Here is a 20,012-nt window from a genome sequence, read left to right on the forward strand (position 1 = left end):
GATTTCGAAACTTTGAAAACTTCAAAAAAAGGATTTTTATCGCTCTAAACATCAAAAAAGAAAGGACGAAATTTGTCCTTTCTCGAGCTTAGCTTTTCTTCAACCCACTACAGTTGACAAAGAGCCATACAATAAGAGAACGACTCAAAATTAAAAAGCTAGAGTTCCGCAATTGGAAATCTCTAGCTTTTTTGTGGCTGAGAACTATTTTGTCTCAGGTTCATTTTTTAAGGTTGTAGAATGATTTCAATCCACGGTATTCAGCTACTTCACCAAGTTGGTCTTCGATACGAAGTAATTGGTTGTATTTAGCGATACGGTCTGTACGTGAAAGTGAACCAGTTTTGATTTGTCCTGCGTTAGTTGCAACTGCGATGTCAGCGATTGTTGAATCTTCAGTTTCACCTGAACGGTGTGATACAACGGCAGTGTAACCAGCTTCTTTAGCCATTTCGATAGCTTCAAAAGTTTCAGTAAGAGTACCGATTTGGTTAACTTTGATAAGGATTGAGTTAGCAGCACCTTCTTGGATACCACGTGCAAGATAGTCAGTGTTTGTTACGAAGAAGTCGTCACCAACAAGTTGTACTTTCTTACCAAGACGTTCAGTAAGAGCTTTCCAACCATCCCAGTCGTTTTCATCCATACCATCTTCGATAGTGATGATTGGGTATTTGTTAACCAATTCTTCAAGGTAGTCGATTTGTTCTGCAGATGTACGAACAGCAGCACCTTCACCTTCAAATTTAGTGTAGTCGTAAACTTTACGTTCTTTATCGTAGAATTCTGATGAAGCACAGTCAAATCCGATAAATACGTCTTTACCTGGAACATATCCAGCAGCTTCGATCGCAGCAAGGATAGTTTCAACACCGTCTTCAGTTCCTTCGAAACGAGGAGCGAATCCACCTTCGTCACCTACGGCAGTTTCCAAACCACGTGATTTAAGGATTTTCTTAAGAGCATGGAAGATTTCAGCACCGTAACGAAGAGCTTCTTTAAATGTTGGCGCACCAACTGGCAAGATCATGAACTCTTGGAAAGCGATTGGAGCGTCAGAGTGAGAACCACCGTTGATGATGTTCATCATTGGAGTTGGAAGAACTTTAGTGTTGAATCCACCAAGGTAGCTGTAAAGTGGGATTTCAAGGTAATCAGCAGCAGCACGAGCTACAGCGATAGACACACCAAGGATTGCGTTTGCACCCAATTTACCTTTGTTAGGAGTACCGTCAAGAGCGATCATAGCACGGTCGATAGCTTGTTGATCACGTACATCGTAGCCAATGATAGCTTCAGCAATGATGTTGTTTACGTTGTCAACAGCTTTTTGTGTACCAAGACCACCGTAACGAGATTTGTCACCGTCGCGAAGTTCAACTGCTTCGTGTTCACCAGTAGAAGCTCCTGATGGAACCATACCACGTCCGAAAGCACCTGATTCAGTGTAAACTTCTACTTCAAGTGTTGGGTTACCGCGTGAGTCTAGGACTTCGCGAGCGTAAACATCAGTAATAATTGACATTTTTTACTCTCCTTATGAGTTAAATTTTTTACACCTCTATAATACCTTAAAACCCCTCCTTTTTCAAGAAAAAACGTTATCTTTGTGCAAATTTTCCTTAACTTTATAAAGTAATCGCTTTCTTTCGTCTGTTTTATTCTAACTTTTATGATATACTGTTTTCATGACAGATTTATCAAAACAATTACTTGAAAAAGCTCATGGTGGAGCAAAATTAAATCCGGATGAGCAAAGACGCTATCTTGGTACCTTTGAGGAAAGAGTTCTTGGATATGCAGATATTGATACAGCAAATAGCCCTCAGCTAGAAAAAGGCTTTTTATCTATTTTAGAAAACCTTCAGGAAAAAGCAGAGCCACTATTTGTAAAGATTTCTCCAAATATCGAATTTGACAAGCAAGTTTTCTACTTAAAAGAAGCTAAAGAAACTGATAGTCAAGCTACCATTGTATCTGAAGAGCATACTTCTTCTCCTTTTGGCCTGATTATCCATAGCAATGCACCAGTTCAAGTAGAAGAAAAGAATCTTCGACTTGCTTTTGCAAAACTTTGGGAAGTTAAAAAGGAAGAACCATCCAAAACATCCTTATGGAAGAAATGGTTTGGCTAAATCTTGCGCATATTTAATAAATTCCCTATATTGGCAGCCGTGTGCTCCAAATAGAGACTGGCATTTTTCAAACTATCTTCTAGAGGTTCACTTTTCTCCAAAATAGAAAAGGCAGCTTGGATATTTTCAAATGGTAAGGGAGGTAAATCTTCAGCAAGACTACCACAAATAGCAATAACAGGAACTCCGACAGGGGTTCTTTTTGCAACACCAATAGGCGCTTTACCTGCTAAGCTTTGACGATCTAGCCTTCCTTCTCCTACAACAACCAAGTCAGCATCTGCAACTTTCTTATCAAAGTCAATCAAGTCTAGGCAGGTGTCAATTCCAGATACGATACTTGCCTGAGCAAAGGAACACAAACCTCCAGCAAGGCCTCCACCAGCTCCTGCTCCTTTAATTTCTAATGTTGCAGGGGAGACTTTTTCATAAAAATCTTGGATCGCTTGATCTACGGCCTCAAACATAGTAGGAAGTACGCCTTTTTGTTTGCCAAAAATGTAGGTCGCACCTTGAGGACCACATAAGGGACTCACGACATCTGCTAAAATACGAATTTGCACACCTTCAGGAATTTCGTAGCGATTTTCTATTGAAACAGAAGCTAAGTTTAATAAGGATTGACCGCATGCAGGCAAGACATTTCCATCCCTATCATAAAATCGATAGCCTAAACCAGCAGCGATCCCCAGTCCTCCATCATTGCTGGCCGTGCCACCAACGCCAATATAGATTTCTTTAATCTCTTGACTAATGAGGTGGCGAATCAACTCTCCAATGCCACAAGTTTGGATTTGAAGTGGATTTCGTTGCTCTAGCGGAATTTTTCCAAGGCCAACCAAGTCGGCAACTTCAAATAGGGCTAGTGGTTCTTTTTGAAAATAGCGCATGGCTTCTTTTTGTCCAAAAGGTCCTGTAACTTTGATCCATTTTTCTTCAAGGTCAAGAGAATGTCGAATGGAATCTACTGTACCTTCTCCCCCATCACCAACAGGGCAGAGGAGACATTCTACATCTGCTATCGATTGTTGGAAGCCTCTTTTTATTGCTTCAGCTACCTGTTGAGCTGTCAAGCTTTCCTTAAATGAATCTGGTGCAATTACAATCTTCATATTTCACCTCATTCTAAACAGTCAATCAAGGGAAGAACTTCTAAAAAATCCCTCTTGTCAACATGGTTTGGTATTTCTTGTTTCAGTACTTCTTTGGCACAAAAAGCAATTCCCAGTCCTGCTGACTTCAACATTAATAAGTCATTAGCCCCGTCACCGATTGCAACAGTTCTTTCTTGAGGAAGTTTTAGTTCCTCTCTCCATTTTTCCAGAGTCTCTTTTTTGATCTCGGGATTGATAATTTGTCCAACTAATTTTCCTGCTAAAAGACCATCTTTGACTTCAAGTTGGTTGGCAGAGAAATAGGCAACTCCAAGAGATTTTGCTAATCTCTCAACTATTGGAGTAAAACCACCGGACACCAGACCTACTAGGATTCCATTCTTTTGGAGAATGGAAATAAATTTCTGTGCATTTGGCGATAGATGAATAGACTTGAAGACTTTATCAAAGACCGAAATAGGAAGGCCTTCCAAGAAGGACACTCTGTCTCGTAAACTGCTTTCAAAGTTCAACTCTCCTCGCATTGCCCGACTTGTAATCTGCGAAATTTCCTCCTCACGACCTGCCTCTCTACCCAAAAGATCAATCATTTCTTCTAGGATTAAGGTTCCATCAACATCCATAACACACAAACCTTTTACTTGAGACATCACTCCTCCTCTCTAAATAGCCCAAAAATCGTATGAAATCATCATACGATTTTATCTATTAATTAACTAAACTATGGTACAAGTCAAGGTATGACTTGCAGGCTGTATCCCATGAGAAATCACACTCCATAGCTTGTTTTTGTAGACTTCTCCAAACATCAGGATGGTTTCTATACAAGTCCAAAGCTGTTTGGAAAGTCCAATTCAACCAGTAAGGAGATAGATTGTCAAAGCTAAAGCCAGTACCGCTTCCTTCAATTGGATTAAAGGCTTTAACGGTATCTCGCAACCCACCAACTTCATGGACCAATGGCAAGGTTCCGTAACGCATAGCCATCATTTGAGACAAACCACATGGTTCAAAACGACTTGGCATAAGGAAGAGGTCACAAGCAGCGTAGATTTCTTGAGCTAGTTTGACATCAAAAGTGATATTTGCTGATAGCTTGTCTGGGTAGATTTGAGCAAACCATGAGAAAGCTCCTTCAAAGGCTGGATCTCCAGTTCCCAAAAGAACAATCTGAATATCATTTTGCAAGATATGGTGCAAACTTTCCACCACCACATCAAAACCTTTTTGACGTGTCAAACGAGAAACAATTCCCACCAGTAGAACATCAGTCCTAACGGGTAAGCCAACTCTTTCTTGCAATTTTGCCTTATTCTGGGCCTTCCCAGACAAATCTTCCTGATTAAAATGATAGTCTAAAAGGGCATCCGTCTGAGGATTATAAAGGTCAGCATCAATCCCATTTACGATACCAGAGACCTTACCAGACTCCATTCGAAGAATCTGATCCAAGTTACATCCAAACTGACTAGTCATAATTTCATGAGCATAGCTAGGCGAAACGGTTGAAACACGATCCGCATAGAGAATACCAGCCTTCATCCAGTTCAGACAGTTATTCCAGCGAAGGGTACCATCAGCATAACGCTCAAAGCCAACTCCAAACAAATCCCATAACATTCCTTCTGAAAATTGTCCTTGGAATTCCAAATTATGAATGGTTAAAACAGTTTTAATGCCCTCATAGGCTTGAATCCAACGGTATTTTTCCTTCAACAAGAAAGGAATCATAGCTGTATGGTAGTCATGAACATGGAGAAGATCAGGAATAAAGTCAATCCTTTCCATAGCCTCAATGGCAGCCAGTTGGAAAAAAGCAAAGCGTTCTCCGTCATCAAAATCACCGTAAACATGACCTCGGAAGAAATAATATTGGTTGTCAATGAAGTAGAAGGTCACACCATTTAAGACTGTTTTCTTAATCCCACAGTACTGTCTGCGCCAACCAACACTAACCTCAAAATGAAGCACATCTTCAATCTGATTTCCAAATTTAGCCTCTACCATGTCATAGTAGGGTAAAATTACTGCAACTTCATGTCCCGCTTTTACCAGTGATTTAGGAAGAGCGCCAATGACGTCTCCCAAACCACCTGTTTTTGAAAAGGGTGCACCCTCAGCTGCTACAAATAAAATTTTCATGAATGAATATCCTCTGTTACTTTAGCACCTTTCTTAACGACGACTGGATGTTCTGCAGTTCCACGGATCACTACTCCATCCGCAACTTCAACACCCTTGTCCAATATAGCGTATTCTACCTGAGCACCTTCTCCAATAACAACACGAGGGAATAAGATGCTATCTTTAACCAAGCTATCCTTATGGACATGAATATTACGTGATAAAACAGAATTAGCCACTTGACCTTCAACAATACTACCAGAAGCAAACTGAGAAGTACTTACCTTAGATGTATTGGCATAGTAAGTTGGCTCTTCGTTTTTGACCTTTGTATAAATCTTTTGGTTTGGTGAGAAGAGAGAATAGAACTTTTGCGATTCAAGCATATCGATATTCGCTTTATAATAAGACTCTACAGAATGAATGTTGGCTAGGTAGCCTGTGTACTCGTAGGCAAAAGCCCCTTCTTTTGCAGCCAAATCCCGTAAAACATAGCGCAACTTCTCTGGATGTTCTTTCTTAGCCTCTTCTTCTAAGCGTTCAATCAACCAAGGGGTATCAACGACAAAGATATCTGTCGACATATTGTAAACTTCATCTGATGATTTACTATCAAAGAGTTTATGAGAACGAACATGGTCTGTTTCATCCACTTCCAAGATTGCGTTTACTTCTGAAATGTCTTTCTTAGCTAGTTTTTTATAAACTACAGTGATAGGCCCTTTTGTTGTACTATGTAGATGGAAAACTTGGTTCAAATCAATATTAATCAAAACATCACAGTTGAGTGAAACTGTTTGGTTTGAGCCAGAACGTTTCAAGTAAGTAAGAAGTTGTTGGTAGTATTCTTTTCCAACTGTACTACTTTCCACACGAGTATTGTAAATACCTAGATAATAGTGGCTAAGAAGAGTTGACAAGCCCCACTCACGTCCTGAACGGATATGGTCAAAGACTGAGCTGATATTGTCTTGTTGGAAAATACCAAAAATACTACGGACACCAGCATTAGCAAGACTTGAAAGCGGGAAGTCAATCAAGCGATATTTACCACCAAATGGCAAACTAGCTACTGGACGGTGGTCTGTCAGTGTTGACATATCATGAAAACCAACTGTGTTTCCTAAAATGGCAGAATATTTATCAATCTTCATCTGTTGCTACCCCCACTACTTCATCATATCCTACAACTTGTACTTCTTCTGTTCCATCAATTTCGACACCATCAGAAATAACTGCACCTTCACCAATAATGGCACGTTTGATTTTAGCTCCCTGACCGACAATTGCACCACTCATGATAACTGAATCTACTACTTCTGCCCCTTCGCGAACTTGCGCACCTGTTGAGAGGATAGAATGTTTAACAGTTCCATCTACGAAACAGCCATCGACAACCAAGGAATCTTCCACATGAGCATTTGCCCCAAGGAAGTTTGGTGGTGAAATTAAGTTTCTTGAGTAAATCTTCCATTGACGGTTACGGCTATCCAAGGCATTTTCTGGTGAAATATATTCCATGTTAGCTTCCCAAAGTGACTCAATAGTACCAACATCTTTCCAGTAGCCATTAAACTCATATGCATAGACACTTTCACCTGACTCAAGGTAATTTGGAATGACATTCTTACCGAAGTCTGACATATCGACATTGCTCTTTTCAGCAGTAACAAGCATATTGCGCAGACGTTGCCAATCAAAAATGTAAATTCCCATAGAAGCTTTTGTAGATTTAGGTTGAGCTGGTTTTTCTTCAAATTCAACAATGCGGTTATTGGCATCTGTGTTCATAATACCAAAACGGCTAGCTTCCTTAAGAGGAACATCAAGAACTGCTACTGTCAAACTAGCATTGTTATCCTTGTGTGACTGGAGCATATCATCATAGTCCATTTTATAGATGTGGTCCCCAGATAGAATCAAAACATACTCAGGATTGACACTGTCGATATAATCGATATTTTGGTAAATAGCGTGACTAGTCCCTTCGAACCAACGATTTCCTTCACTTGCAGAATAAGGTTGAAGAATAGAGACACCAGAATTGATACCATCTAGTCCCCAGCTTGAACCATTCCCGATATGGTTGTTGAGAGCAAGTGGTTGGTACTGTGTAATGACTCCAACATTGTTGATGCCTGAGTTGGCACAGTTTGAAAGAGCAAAGTCAATGATACGGTAGCGCCCACCAAATTGCACAGCTGGTTTTGCAATGCTTTGAGTGAGTTTACCGAGACGAGTTCCTTGCCCACCAGCAAGAATCAAAGCTAACATTTCATTCTTCATTTTCTACTCCTTTTTGGTTTTTACTTGTGACGGTTTTAGTAGGTTTTAAGCGACGTTTGATTTTCCAAACACTTGCTCCCATAGCCGGTAGGGTAAAGGTCAAGGTCTGCTCATAATCTTTCCATAGTCCTTCTTGCGTTTGCACAGTTTGATTATGTTCTTTCCAAACGCCTCCCCACTCTTCTAACTCAGTATTCCAGACTTCTTCGTAAATCCCTGCAACAGGAAGTCCAATTGTAAAATCTTTTCGTTCAACAGGTGCCATATTAAAGATACAGACTAACATATCGTCCTTCTTACCCTTACGGATGAAGGAAAGAACACTCTGGTCTCGATTATCCGCATCGATGATTTCAATACCATCATAGCTAGTATCAATTTCCCACAGACAGCGGTGATCTTTGTAAAACTGGTTTAGCTGAGAAGTGAAATACTTCATCTTAGCATTCATTGGATCTTCTAAGTTTGACCATTCCAACTGTTCTTCAGATTTCCATTCTAGGAATTGCCCATATTCACTACCCATGAAGAGCAATTTTTTACCTGGGTGACAAATTTGGTAAGTGTAGAGATTACGCAAGCCTGCGAATTGATTATAGCGATCTCCCCACATCTTGTGCATCATACTCTTCTTGCCATGAACCACTTCATCGTGTGAGAATGGTAGGAGATAATTCTCTTTGAAGACATACATAAAGCTGAAAGTCACCAAGTTAAAGTCGTATTTACGATAAATCGGATCTTCTTCATAGAAACGGAGGATGTCATTCATCCAACCCATATTCCATTTGTAGTCGAAGCCAAGACCATCTGAATCCTTAGTGTCAGTAATCTGAGTAGCTGATGAACTTTCCTCCGCTATCATCATCACATCAGGATGAACTAGTTTAATCACATCATTCAAGCGTTGAAGGAAATAATAACCTTCATAGTTGAGATTGCCACCATCTTTATTAGGTGTCCATGGAGCATCATCGTAGTCAAGATAGAGCATGTTGCTAACCGCATCCACGCGAATACCATCTAAATGATAAAAATCAATCCAAAACTTAATACTAGAAATCAAGAAAGACTGGACTTCATTCTTTCCAAGGTCAAAATTGAGTGCTCCCCAACCGTAGTTATGAGCCTTATTATGGTCTTGGTATTCAAAAGTCGGTGTTCCATCATAATAGGCCAAGGCATCATCATTGATAGTAAAGTGACCAGGTACCCAGTCTACAATAACACCTATATTGTTTAAGTGACATTCCTCAACAAAATCTTGAAACTCTTCAGGACGACCATAGGCATGCTCTAGAGCAAAGTAACCCATAAGCTGATAGCCCCAACTCAAACCTAGTGGGTGAGACATCAGGGGCATAAACTCAATGTGAGTATAATTCATCTCAACCAAGTAAGGAATGAGTTCATCTTTCAATTGAGCAAAACTATAGGGGCTGCCATCCGGATTTCTCTTCCAAGAGCCAGCATGAGCCTCATAAATATTGACAGGACGCTCTTCAAAGCTCAAGCGTTTTCTACGGGCTAGCCAGAGGCCATCCTTCCATTTCTTTTCTGGAATATCTGTTAAAATAGCCCCAGTACCAGGTCGTGCCTCATATCGTACAGCCAAAGGGTCAATCTTCATCAGCTGATGACCATTTGCACGTGTGATATGGTACTTATAAATTTGGCCTTCTTGAGCAAGACTGGTAAAGACTTCCCAGACTCCAAATTCATTCCGTTCCATCAGAATTTGATTTTCAACCCAATTGGTGAAATCCCCTACCAAGTGAACAGCCTGAGCATTAGGCGCCCACACACGAAAAGTATAGCCATACTCTCCATTTTTTTCTTCCCTATGAGCTCCCAGATAGTGCTGGAGGTGAAAATTTTCACCTGTCATAAAGGTTTTTAAAGCATTATTCTTATCCATACACCCTCCTATTTCTGTAAGCGTTTTCTATAGATTTATTATACTACCTTTTTAGGGAAGATTCAAGTAAATTACGGAATTTGCAAAAAAATCTTTTGAAAGTCTTCAACAAATTCACTGATGTGTTCACTTGTAAATCAAGAAATTTTCAGAAACGCTTTGAAAACGAATTGTTTTTTATAATACTATCATAAAGTTCGTTATTTTACTAACAAAAGTGTTGTTTTTAAGTGAAAAAAGAAATCAGGAAATGAATTTCCTGATTTTATCTTTTATTTCACATCAAAAACAATGGATTTGACATTTGTCATCGCTTCAATGCTATATTTAATTCCTTGCACTCCAGCTCCAGAACCTTTGACACCAAGGAATGGGAAATTATCTGGACCACGTTGGGTTTTATTATTAATATGAACTGTACCCACTTCAAGTTTTTCAGCAATTTCAAAGGCCTTTTTGAAATCATTTGTAAAGACTGAGGATTGAAGGCCGAATTCAGATTCGTTGGCAAAGGCAATTGCTTCTTCTACATTAGCCACACGAATAATTGGTAAAACAGGGCCAAATGGCTCTTCCCATGCTACTTTCATATCTTTTGTAACTTGGTCAAAAAGCACTGGCCAGAGAAGATTGCCCTCACGTTTGATTGGTGTAAGAGCCTGAGCCCCTTTTTCTTGTGCATCCTCAATCAAGCCCCAGATGAAGTCGGCTGAAGCATTGTCAATAACAGGTGTAATATCAGCATTGTCAAATGGATCACCAACTGTTAATTTAGCAACCTCTGCTTGAAGCAAAGTAACTAATGTATCTGCTACACTTTCAAGAACAATGACCCGTTTAATGGCCGTGCAACGTTGCCCTGAGTAGCTAAAGGCTCCCGCAACAATTTGCTTGGTAGCATGTTCCAAATCTGCATCTTCTAGTACAAGAGCCGCATCTTTTCCGCCAAGTTCCAACATGATAGGACGCATACCAGCTAAACGACCAATACGTTCTCCGATAGGAGTTGAACCTGTAAAGTTGATGAAGTTGACTTCTTTGTGCTCAATGATATAATCCCCAATTTCTGAACCACGTCCCGTAATGGTATTGAAAACACCTGCTGGAATCCCTGCTTCCTCAAAGGCTTTAGCCAACAAGAGACCAGAAATAGAACCTTGTGTTGGTGGCTTAAACATAACCACATTCCCTGCAATCAAGGCCGGAGCAATCTTAGATCCAGAAAGGTTGACTGGATAGTTAAAGGGAGCAATAGCTAGCACGACTCCAACCGGCTCACGACGGACAACAGCCAGTTTATTTTTACTTGCTGCCTCAAAACCACCACCTTCCATCGCTTGTCCAGTGATACGGAGACCTTCCTCAGCAGCATAACGAATCAAGTCTGCTGTACGCACTACTTCTCCAATGGCTGCTTTAATCCCTTTTGCTACTTCTTTGGCAAGGATAGTACCAATTTCTTCCTTATCACGTTCTAAAATAGCTGCTGTTTTATGCAAATAAGCCGCACGTTCAACTGCTGATAAAGCTCGCCATGCTGGCAGGGCTGCACGCGCAGCTTGCATAGCCTCATCTACTTCTGCTTGGCTCATAGCGGGTACTGTCCCTAATTCTTCTTGATTGATTGGTGAATAAATCGTAATTTCTTTTTCAGATGATTTCCATTTTCCATTTACTAAATTCTGATATCTTGTCAAATTCTCGTCCTCCTGAAAATGATTAAGATATATTTTACCAAATTTTCAGAAAATTACAACCCTTTTTACAATATTTTTGAGATTATTTTCACAAGCTTGACTTTTCAAACTATTTGAAACTTGATTCTAATCTTCATTGAAAACTTATAAATGATAAAAAGGATTAGACAATCTAACCCTTTTTAGTTTATGCATTTAAGAGAGTACTTTTAGCACTGCGACACTAGTATCATCAATGACATTTTCTTGTTTCGAACGACTATTGGTCACAAGCATTTCTAGATTTCCTGCATTTTCAAAGTATAAGGAAGTTCCCTTGGCATTGAATACTACCAATAGATGTTCTGGCCCCCCGTGAATCTCGTAAACAATCCATCCGCTATTTTCTGCAGCTGTGTGAACAAAGACATGACGGTAAACTTCTTCGTATGTAGGATAAGAAAAGGCGCTAGTCTGTGTTTTCAGTCGAATAATTTGACGGACAAAGTCAATGCTTTCTTGTCTTTCATTGATTAAATCCCAGTTTATTTGGTTAACACTGTCAGGAGCCTTGTAACTATTCATAGCACGTTCTCGGTCTGCCGAAGTGAGTTGTCCATGTTCACCCGTCGGAATTAATTTGGTTCGACCAAATTCTTGGCCAATTTCCATAAAGGACATTCCTTGCATGAGAAGGTTCATTACTGTCGCCGTCTCAACCTTGCGCATAATCTGGTCTGAACTTTGATCAGGATGAAGAGTCGCCAACAAATCATGAAGATTGTAATTGTCATGGGCTTCAACATAGTTGAGAACCTGGTTTGGACTGAGATAAGAACCCAATTCTCGGCTACCAAGAATGGCCTTGGCAATGATTGGTTCAGTGGCTGCACCACTTACAAATCCTGACTTGATTGCACCATAAACTTCTCCTCCTTTGACCGCATCACGCTGATTATCATTGAAGAATCCGATATTTGGCATTTGGTAGGCATTATCCTTCTTGGCCTTATCATAAGGTGCAAGACCTGTTCCCATATCCCAGCCTTCTCCATAAGTGATAATACGGGGATCAACCTCATCTAGCGCCCAACGAATCGCTTGCATGGTTTTGACATTATGAATACCCATCAAGTCAAAACGGAAGCCGTCAATATTGTATTCCTGTACCCAGTATAGAAGAGAATCAATCATGTACTTGCGGAACATTTCGTGTTCACTGGCTGTTTCATTTCCAACACCTGTTCCATTCTGGAAGGTACCGTCTGGATTCATACGATAGTAGTAATCAGGGACAGTTGTTTGGAAAGGTGCATCAACCGTTGAAAAGGTGTGATTATAAACCACGTCCATAATGACACCAATCCCCGCATCGTGATAGGCTTGAACCATGGTCTTCAAATCACGAATGACCTGCCCTGGATCATCTGGATTACTAGAAAAACTTGGTTCTGGTGCATTGTAGTTTTGAGGGTCATAACCCCAGTTATAGGTTACATTTCCATCCTCATCGTATTCCTTATGGCGATCAAAGATAGGCTGGAGTTGAACATAGTTGCAGCCAAGTTCTTTGATATAGTCAAAGGCGGTTGCTTGTCCGAATTGGTTTACAGTTCCAGTCTGGGCAGCACCAAGGAAGGTTCCACGGAGATGCTCTGCAACTCCAGAGGTCGGAGATTTGGTTAAATCTCGGATATGCATTTCACAGATAACTGCTTTACATGGATTTTCCAAACGCCAAGGCGCTTCTGTTCCATGTTTGACCACAAATCCTTCTACTTGTCTGTCTTGATGAGAAAGAATTACGGAACGTTTGCCGTCAGGACTTGTGGCAATCGTGTAAGGATCTCTCGTCACAGTCTGGTGGTGAGGAAAGTCAATCTGATACTGATAAGCCTTGCCAGCAAGATTTTCATCTAAGTCTAGACTCCAAACACCAATGGTATTGTACTTATGACTGTATGAATAGCTATTACCACGCTCTAGATTAAAGGTTTTCCAAATCGGAGCGTCGTTGCTGGTATTTTCGTAGACAACCACCTGTACAGCAGTAGCCGTAGGAGCCCAAAGTTTAAAGCTAGTCTGATAATCTGAAAGACTGTAACCTAGTTCTCCTTGGTAGCCCCAGTGGTGATCAAAACTAGCGCTATGTATTGCTCTATCAAAAGCAAATGGATTTTGATCTTTGTAGTAAGGACTAGCAATGGCTGGGTTTTCAGAATAATAAACAGTCTCGTCGCCCTCTAAAATCCAAACTTCTGTCAGAAGCGGATAGTAGTTATAACGCACGGAATATTCCTTAACTGTCCCATCAATCTCGACAGAAAACTTCAGGTTTTCTAACTTTTCTTGACTTGTAACTGTGAAGGAGAACTTTGCTCCAAAAAAGTTATTTTCATAATACAATTTTTCAACATTGTCCGCCTGTTTTCTACTAAATGAACAGGCTGCATAATCCCCGTTTTTTCGATGAAAATGGATGACTACAGGGTAATTTAACATTTCTTTTCCTAATTTCTAATTTTAATTTAATTTTTTATGTGGTGCTGATAGATTCAGCAATTTAATTTCTGACTCAAGATAGACTCAATTCATGTCAAAACACTTCAGGATAGACAGTTTCAGACTATCTAACATCTAGCCTTCTACTATTCTTTACAAACTTTCGAGCCAAGCTTCATCTCGAACTTCAATACCAAGTTCTTGTGCTTTTTGAAGTTTACTTCCAGCATCTGCACCTGCCACGACGAGGTCGGTCTTTTTAGAAACACTGCCAGTCACTTTAGCACCCAAACTTTCGAGTTTATTTTTAGCTTCTGAGCGCTTGAGCCGTTCCAATTTTCCAGTCAATACAACGGTCAAACCTGACAAGGCCGCATCTGCCACTACCGTCTGTCCTTTATAGTCCAGATTGACCCCAGCTTCTTTCAATTCTTTGAGGAGAATTTCAGAGCCTTCTGTCGCAAAATATGTCTGAAGACTCTTGGCAATCACACTACCCAGACTTTCAATACTAGCCACTTCATCTGAATCTGCCTGAGCCAGATTTTCAATCGAGTGGAAATGTTGAAGTAACAGCTGACTGGCCTTGCTTCCGACATGACGAATGCCCAAACCAAACAAGAGCTTTTCAGCAGAATTTTCCTTAGATGCTTGGATGGCCTGATACAGTTTAGCAGCAGACTTTTCCTTAACCCCCTCTAAAAGGAGGAAATCTTCTTCTTTCAAACGGTAAATATCCGCCACATCCTTTACTAAATTGGCAGCAAAGAGTTTCTCAACAATAGAAGGACCAAGGCCTGTAATATTCATAGCATCACGAGAAGCAAAGTGAATCAAGCCTTCCATGATTTGAGCAGGGCAACGCGGATTGATACAACGGAGAGCCACTTCATCTTCAAAGTGCAACAAGTCAGAGTTACAACTTGGGCAGTTTGTAGGGATATCTAGTTTTTCTTCAGAAACCCGTTTGGACTCTACTACACGTAAAACAGCAGGAATGATGTCCCCAGCCTTATAGACGATAACCGTGTCGTCTTTGCGGATATCTTTTTCAGCAATATAATCCACATTGTGTAGGGTCGCACGGCTAACAGTTGTACCAGCTAGTTGTACTGGTGTTAGATTGGCTGTTGGGGTTACAACACCCGTACGGCCAACTGTCCAATCAACTGATAAGAGTTGAGCTTCTTTTTCTTCAGCTGGGAACTTGTAGGCCACTGCCCACTTTGGAGCCTTAACGGTAAAACCAAGTTCTTCTTGACTTGCTAGGTCGTTTACCTTGATTACCACTCCATCGATATCATAAGGCAGGTTTTCCCGTTCCTGTCCTACTTTTTGAATAAAATCCCAGATTTCATCTATATTTTCAGCCAAGATTCGCTTTGGATTGACCACAAAACCTAGTTGTTCAAGGTGCTTCAAAACCTTTTCTTGACTATCACGAGTTGAAGGGCTGGCTTCTTGATAGAGGAAAGTCGCAAGATTGCGCTTGGCAACTACTGCTGTATCCAACTGTCGCAGGGTGCCTGCTGCCGCATTACGAGGATTGGCAAATTCAGGCTCTCCATTTTCTTGGCGAGCTTGGTTAACCTGGTCAAAAGAAGCGCGTGGCATGTAACATTCCCCACGAACTGTGATATCTAGTTCTTCTGGCAAGGTCAAAGGAATGTCCTTAACACGCTTAAGATTTTCTGTTATATTCTCCCCAACAGAACCGTCTCCACGTGTTGCACCAACAACTAAAATCCCCTTTTCATAAGTCAGCGAGATAGACAAACCATCGATTTTCAGCTCACAAATATAGGTCGGATGAGCCACTTCCTTACGAACACGCGCATCAAAAGCTTCAAGCTCCTCACGTGAAAAAGCATCCTGCAAACTATAAAGAGGATACTGATGACTGTATTTTTCAAAACCATCTAAAACCTTGCCACCAACACGATGGGTAGGACTGTCTGCTAGCACTTGATCTGGATAGGCAGTTTCTAACTCGACCAACTCTCGGTAAAGGCGATCATACTCACTGTCTGAAACCGAGGGATTATCGCTGGTATAGTACTCAGTCGCATAGCGATTGAGCAAGGCGACCAACTCATTCATTCTTTTATTCATAAAACTATTTTACCATAAATTAAGCCCTTCTCACAAACGAGAAGGGCGAAAAAAACACTTAGATTGGAATTATTTTTGAAGTCCAAGCAAACTTATGTCTCTTTTTCAAAATGAGTTCGAACATATCCGAGAGCTAAGAAAGATAAGGCTACAACTCCAAGTCCAATAATCAAGAAAGAATAAAGATGGACACTTGGAAGAAAGGTCATCAAACCTTTCGCAATCGGCATAAAGAGAATTGCCAGTGTAAAAATGGTACTCAATACCCTACCCAGATATTCTCCATCAATCTTGGTCTGTACCTGTGTAAAGAAGTGAATATTAAAAATCGTCATAAAGAGTTCACAAATCAGGTTTCCAGAAAAGGTTAAAATATTGGGCAGTGGCAAACCCATCATGAAAACTCCTACTCCTGTTAAAATCAATAAGAACAAAAGTGTATTCATACTTGATTTAAATTTATTTGCTATCAGTGCTCCTATAATTGAGCCAATCGCACCCATGGTTAAGATAGTCGCATAAGCTCCTTCTACTCCATATAGTTTATTTGAAAAAGGAAGCAAAAACTCAAAAGCCGCAAAAAAGAAATTAACGCTGGAAGCCACTAACAGGAGAAAGAAAATCTCTTTTTGATGCCAGATATAGTGCAAGCCATCTTTGATATCTGCAAAAATATCTTTACCAGTAAAAAGTTTCTTATCTTGAACCATTGGTTCTTCTTTTGGAAGTAAGGCCACTAGAACAAATGCTATAAAAAAAGTCAAAGCATCTAGTAAGAGCGTCAGATGGAGACTTGAGAATTGTAAAACAAGAAAAGAAAGTACAGGAGAACTCACGCTGACAACCTGCAAGACCAACTCCAAACGAGAATTGTAGAGGACCAGTTCATCCTTCTCTACCAATTCGGTGATAATGGCCTTATTTGCTGGTCTAGAAAAGGCAAAAGCAATAGCCTGAACAATATTGGCAAAAATCAAAGCTCCAATCATCCAGCTGTCATTCCTTATAAAAGAAATAGCCAGACAAAGAATCCCACAAACAAGGTCTGCCGCCATTAAAATCTTACGACGAGAAAAACGGTCTGAAATGACTCCGCCAAAGGGATTTACGAGAATAGATGTGACGAGTTCAGAAATCTGATACATTCCTAAAACAGTCTGGCCTATGGCCCCCATGGAAGCCAACCAGACACTATTTCCATAATCATAGAGCATATTCCCTATCTTGTTAACAGCTCCGCGACTAATCAACTGTACTGCATAGCGATTCATATAAAAACTCCTCTCAAATTTTGAAACTATTGTATCAAAACCGAAAGGAGCTTTTTCATTTTTCCCTTATTTGGGAAAATTAATCTTTGATAAATTTTTTGTAGTGTTCCTGATAGTAGGCTACTTGCTCTGGAAGATCTAGCACGTCAAAAATATGCATGGCCTCTTGCATTTGCTTACAACCTTCTTTACACTGTCCTTTTTGGTACAAGGCAAAGCCTTTTAGGTAATGTAAAATATTTCGTTCATACAGACTAATGTTTTTACCAATAATCTTCTCTGTATAAGTCTCAAAATAGCTTGCATTGTCAAAAGAAAGATGCTCTAAACAATGCTGGTAACAATTGAGGGCCAAAATCAAAACCAATCTCTTATGGCGACCAATCTCTTGATAAAATTCCTCCCTCTCCATGACTTCTCTACCAATCCGAGTGACATAGTCTACATCGTAGAAACTATAGAGGTTACCGAAAAGAATCAACTCATACATGGTCCATTCTTCTGTTTTGAAGAGATAATCTGCTACCTTATCTAAATCATCCTGCTCCATATGATAACTCGAATCTCTTTGACAAATCAGACCTTGCAACAAAATCCAGTTCAGCTCAAAATAGAGGGGATTTGTCGAACTCTTAGCTTTTTCAAGTTGTTCTCTTTGAATCTTTTGAAAACCTGCAATATCATTTGAGTAGTAAAGCGGGATAATTTGTCCCATCATAGCAACATGTTCATGATTGTGAAAATTCCTTGCCTTGTCCATGAAATTTTCGATTGTGACATGAATATTATCCAAAATCTCAAAGAAACGTGAGACTGCTAGGTCAGACTCCCCAAGCTCAAAGCGAGATAACTGAGAGGTTGAACAGGACTCTCCTGCGGCCTCCTTTAAAGAATAATTTCCACTTGTCCGAAATTCACGAAATACTTTTCCAAGATTTTCCATCTTACACCTGCTCTGACAATTCTTCCCACTCAAGCATAGCTTCTTCCTGACGATTGCTGATTTTGTCCAGCTCAGCCTGCAATTCCATGAGTTCGCCGGCATCGTTTGTTTCCAACATTTGTTCAGAAATGACTTGACTTTGACTTTCTAGCTCTTCGATTTCAGCTTCTAAACTTTCAATTTGTCGCATGAGCTTACGAACTTCTTTTTGACTTTCTTTCTGAGCTTGATAGTCATTAACTGGGCTTGCTTCTTTTGCTTGATTGCTGGTTGAAGTTTCCTCTATCTGACTGACTTCCATTTCAGCCTTTTTATCAACATAGTAGTCGTAGTCTCCAAGGTAGAGAGTCGAGCCATTCTCAGACAATTCCAAAACATGAGTTGCTACACGATTGATAAAGTAACGGTCGTGGCTGACAAATAGAAGAGTTCCATCGAAATCAATCAAGGCATTTTCTAGCACTTCCTTGCTATCAATATCCAAGTGGTTGGTCGGCTCATCCAGAATCAAAAAATTATTGTTTTCCATAGAGAGTTTAGCCAAAAGCAAACGAGCTTTCTCGCCACCTGACAGCATGCCGACTGATTTTTTAACGTCATCTCCTGAGAAAAGGAAAGCACCTAGACGGTTGCGGATTTCAACTTCCGGTGTCAGTTTAAAATCATTCCAGAGTTCATCCAATACAGTATTATTTGGTGTCAGCTTGCTTTGGGTTTGGTCATAGTAACCCACCTCAACATTGGCCCCAAATCGCTTTTCTCCCTTGATAAACGGAATCTGATCCACGATTGATTTGATAAAGGTTGACTTGCCAATACCATTGGGACCAACAATCGCAACAGCATTCATCTTACGAAGGTCTAGGTTGATAGGCTCTGACAATACTTCCCCATCATAGCCAATAGCCGAATTTTCAACAGTCAAAACAACATTACCCGACGTTTTTTCAGACTGGAAGGTCATATTGGCTGATTTCTTGCCAGCTTCCGGCTTGTCCAAACGATCCATTTTTTCCAGTTGTTTACGACGAGATTGGGCACGTTTAGTCGTTGAAGCTCGAACTAGATTGCGATTGACAAAGTCTTCCAGAGCAGCGATTTCCTTTTGTTGCTTTTCATAGTTTTTTTCTTCAGTAGCTAGCTTCTGCTCCTTTAATTCCACAAAACGAGAGTAATTACCCACATAGCGATCCAAAGAATGCTTGGTCAAATCTAGCGTAATCGTCGCAACCTTGTCCAAGAAATAACGGTCGTGGCTGACGATAATGAGGGCACCACTATAGTTTACCAAGTAATTTTCTAGCCAAGCAATGGTTTCAATATCCAAGTGGTTGGTTGGCTCGTCCAAGACTAAGAGATTGGGCTTTTCAAGGAGCATTTTAGCAAGAGCCAGACGAGTATTTTGACCACCAGAAAGCTCGGCAATTTTCATCTGCCACATAGACTCATCAAACTTGAATCCATTTAAAATCGCTCGAATATCAGCTTCATAGGTAAAGCCACCTGCTTGGCGAAAATTCTCAGATAAGCGGTCGTAATCTGACATCAGTTTATCCAAATCATCACCAGACTTTTCACCCATCTCTAGCTCCATCTGACGAAGTTGTTTCTCCGTTCGACGCAAGTCATCAAAGACATGAAGCATCTCATCGTAGATGGTATTTTCAGACTCAAAACGGCTATCTTGAGCTAGGTAAGACAGAGAAATATCTTTTTTCTTATTGATTTCTCCACTAGTTGGCTCCTCTTCTCCAACCAAAATCTTCAAAAGAGTAGACTTACCTGCACCATTTTTCCCAACAAGGGCAATCCTATCACGTTCATCAACCTGTAGATTGATATTATCAAAAAGAACCTCTCCTGCAAAAGAACGTTCAATTTTATTAGCTTGTAAAATAATCATATAAGTAGTATAGCATGTTTCCCTAAG

14 protein-coding genes are annotated in these 20,012 nt (G+C 40.3%); 1 reads left to right on the forward strand and 13 read right to left on the reverse strand.

Annotated elements, in window-relative coordinates:
• Positions 1-220 precede the first annotated feature (220 nt).
• On the reverse strand, positions 221-1,525 hold the full coding sequence (gene eno, locus GEZ85_RS03840; RefSeq protein ID WP_000022813.1) for a surface-displayed alpha-enolase: 1,305 nt from the start codon (positions 1,523-1,525) through the stop codon (positions 221-223).
• A gap of 163 nt (positions 1,526-1,688) precedes the next feature.
• On the opposite strand from eno, the gene GEZ85_RS03845 reads away from it, so the two are divergent.
• Positions 1,689-2,135 carry a DUF1694 domain-containing protein gene (locus tag GEZ85_RS03845; protein ID WP_153209603.1) on the forward strand — a complete coding sequence of 149 codons (447 nt, stop codon included), beginning with the start codon at positions 1,689-1,691 and terminating at the stop codon, positions 2,133-2,135.
• Here the strand turns inward: GEZ85_RS03845 and GEZ85_RS03850 are convergent.
• The 12 genes from GEZ85_RS03850 to GEZ85_RS03905 all read right to left on the reverse strand — a co-directional run bounded on the left by GEZ85_RS03850 (position 2,132) and on the right by GEZ85_RS03905 (position 19,985).
• Complete coding sequence (locus tag GEZ85_RS03850; RefSeq protein ID WP_153209604.1) at positions 2,132-3,247, reverse strand: glycerate kinase; 1,116 nt, start codon at positions 3,245-3,247, stop codon at positions 2,132-2,134. The two genes, GEZ85_RS03845 and GEZ85_RS03850, sit on opposite strands and share 4 nt — an antisense overlap.
• An 8-nt stretch (positions 3,248-3,255) precedes the next feature.
• Positions 3,256-3,900, reverse strand: coding sequence for a phosphoserine phosphatase SerB (serB, locus tag GEZ85_RS03855; RefSeq protein WP_153209605.1), 645 nt, complete (start codon positions 3,898-3,900; stop codon positions 3,256-3,258).
• 58 nt (positions 3,901-3,958) lie between these two features.
• On the reverse strand, positions 3,959-5,392 hold the full coding sequence (gene glgA, locus GEZ85_RS03860; protein ID WP_049544250.1) for a glycogen synthase GlgA: 1,434 nt from the start codon (positions 5,390-5,392) through the stop codon (positions 3,959-3,961).
• A complete protein-coding gene (gene glgD, locus GEZ85_RS03865; RefSeq protein WP_049491441.1) occupies positions 5,389-6,528 on the reverse strand; it encodes a glucose-1-phosphate adenylyltransferase subunit GlgD in 1,140 nt (379 codons plus the stop codon). Before glgD ends, glgA begins: the two co-directional genes overlap by 4 nt.
• Complete coding sequence (locus GEZ85_RS03870) at positions 6,518-7,660, reverse strand: glucose-1-phosphate adenylyltransferase (RefSeq protein WP_049491443.1); 1,143 nt, start codon at positions 7,658-7,660, stop codon at positions 6,518-6,520. Before GEZ85_RS03870 ends, glgD begins: the two co-directional genes overlap by 11 nt.
• Positions 7,650-9,578: a 1,4-alpha-glucan branching protein GlgB gene (gene glgB, locus GEZ85_RS03875; RefSeq protein WP_153209606.1), complete on the reverse strand. Its 1,929-nt coding sequence runs from the start codon at positions 9,576-9,578 to the stop codon at positions 7,650-7,652. The genes GEZ85_RS03870 and glgB overlap by 11 nt, the downstream gene beginning before the upstream one ends.
• A 272-nt stretch (positions 9,579-9,850) precedes the next feature.
• A complete protein-coding gene (locus GEZ85_RS03880; protein ID WP_153209607.1) occupies positions 9,851-11,275 on the reverse strand; it encodes an NADP-dependent glyceraldehyde-3-phosphate dehydrogenase in 1,425 nt (474 codons plus the stop codon).
• Between the two features lie 195 nt (positions 11,276-11,470).
• A complete protein-coding gene (gene pulA / locus GEZ85_RS03885) occupies positions 11,471-13,756 on the reverse strand; it encodes a type I pullulanase (protein ID WP_045611745.1) in 2,286 nt (761 codons plus the stop codon).
• 153 nt (positions 13,757-13,909) lie between these two features.
• On the reverse strand, positions 13,910-15,868 hold the full coding sequence (gene ligA, locus GEZ85_RS03890) for an NAD-dependent DNA ligase LigA (protein ID WP_153209608.1): 1,959 nt from the start codon (positions 15,866-15,868) through the stop codon (positions 13,910-13,912).
• A 92-nt stretch (positions 15,869-15,960) separates the two neighbouring features.
• Positions 15,961-17,139 (reverse strand): MFS transporter, encoded by a 1,179-nt coding sequence (locus tag GEZ85_RS03895; protein ID WP_060628237.1) that lies wholly within the window; start codon positions 17,137-17,139, stop codon positions 15,961-15,963.
• A gap of 79 nt (positions 17,140-17,218) precedes the next feature.
• Positions 17,219-18,082, reverse strand: coding sequence for an Rgg family transcriptional regulator (locus GEZ85_RS03900; protein ID WP_153209609.1), 864 nt, complete (start codon positions 18,080-18,082; stop codon positions 17,219-17,221).
• Position 18,083: 1 nt separating this feature from the next.
• On the reverse strand, positions 18,084-19,985 hold the full coding sequence (locus GEZ85_RS03905) for an ABC-F family ATP-binding cassette domain-containing protein (RefSeq protein WP_153209610.1): 1,902 nt from the start codon (positions 19,983-19,985) through the stop codon (positions 18,084-18,086).
• Between the last annotated feature and the right edge of the window lie 27 nt (positions 19,986-20,012).

Origin of the sequence: Streptococcus mitis, assembly GCF_009496205.1 — a bacterium.
Taxonomy (GTDB): domain Bacteria; phylum Bacillota; class Bacilli; order Lactobacillales; family Streptococcaceae; genus Streptococcus; species Streptococcus mitis_BN.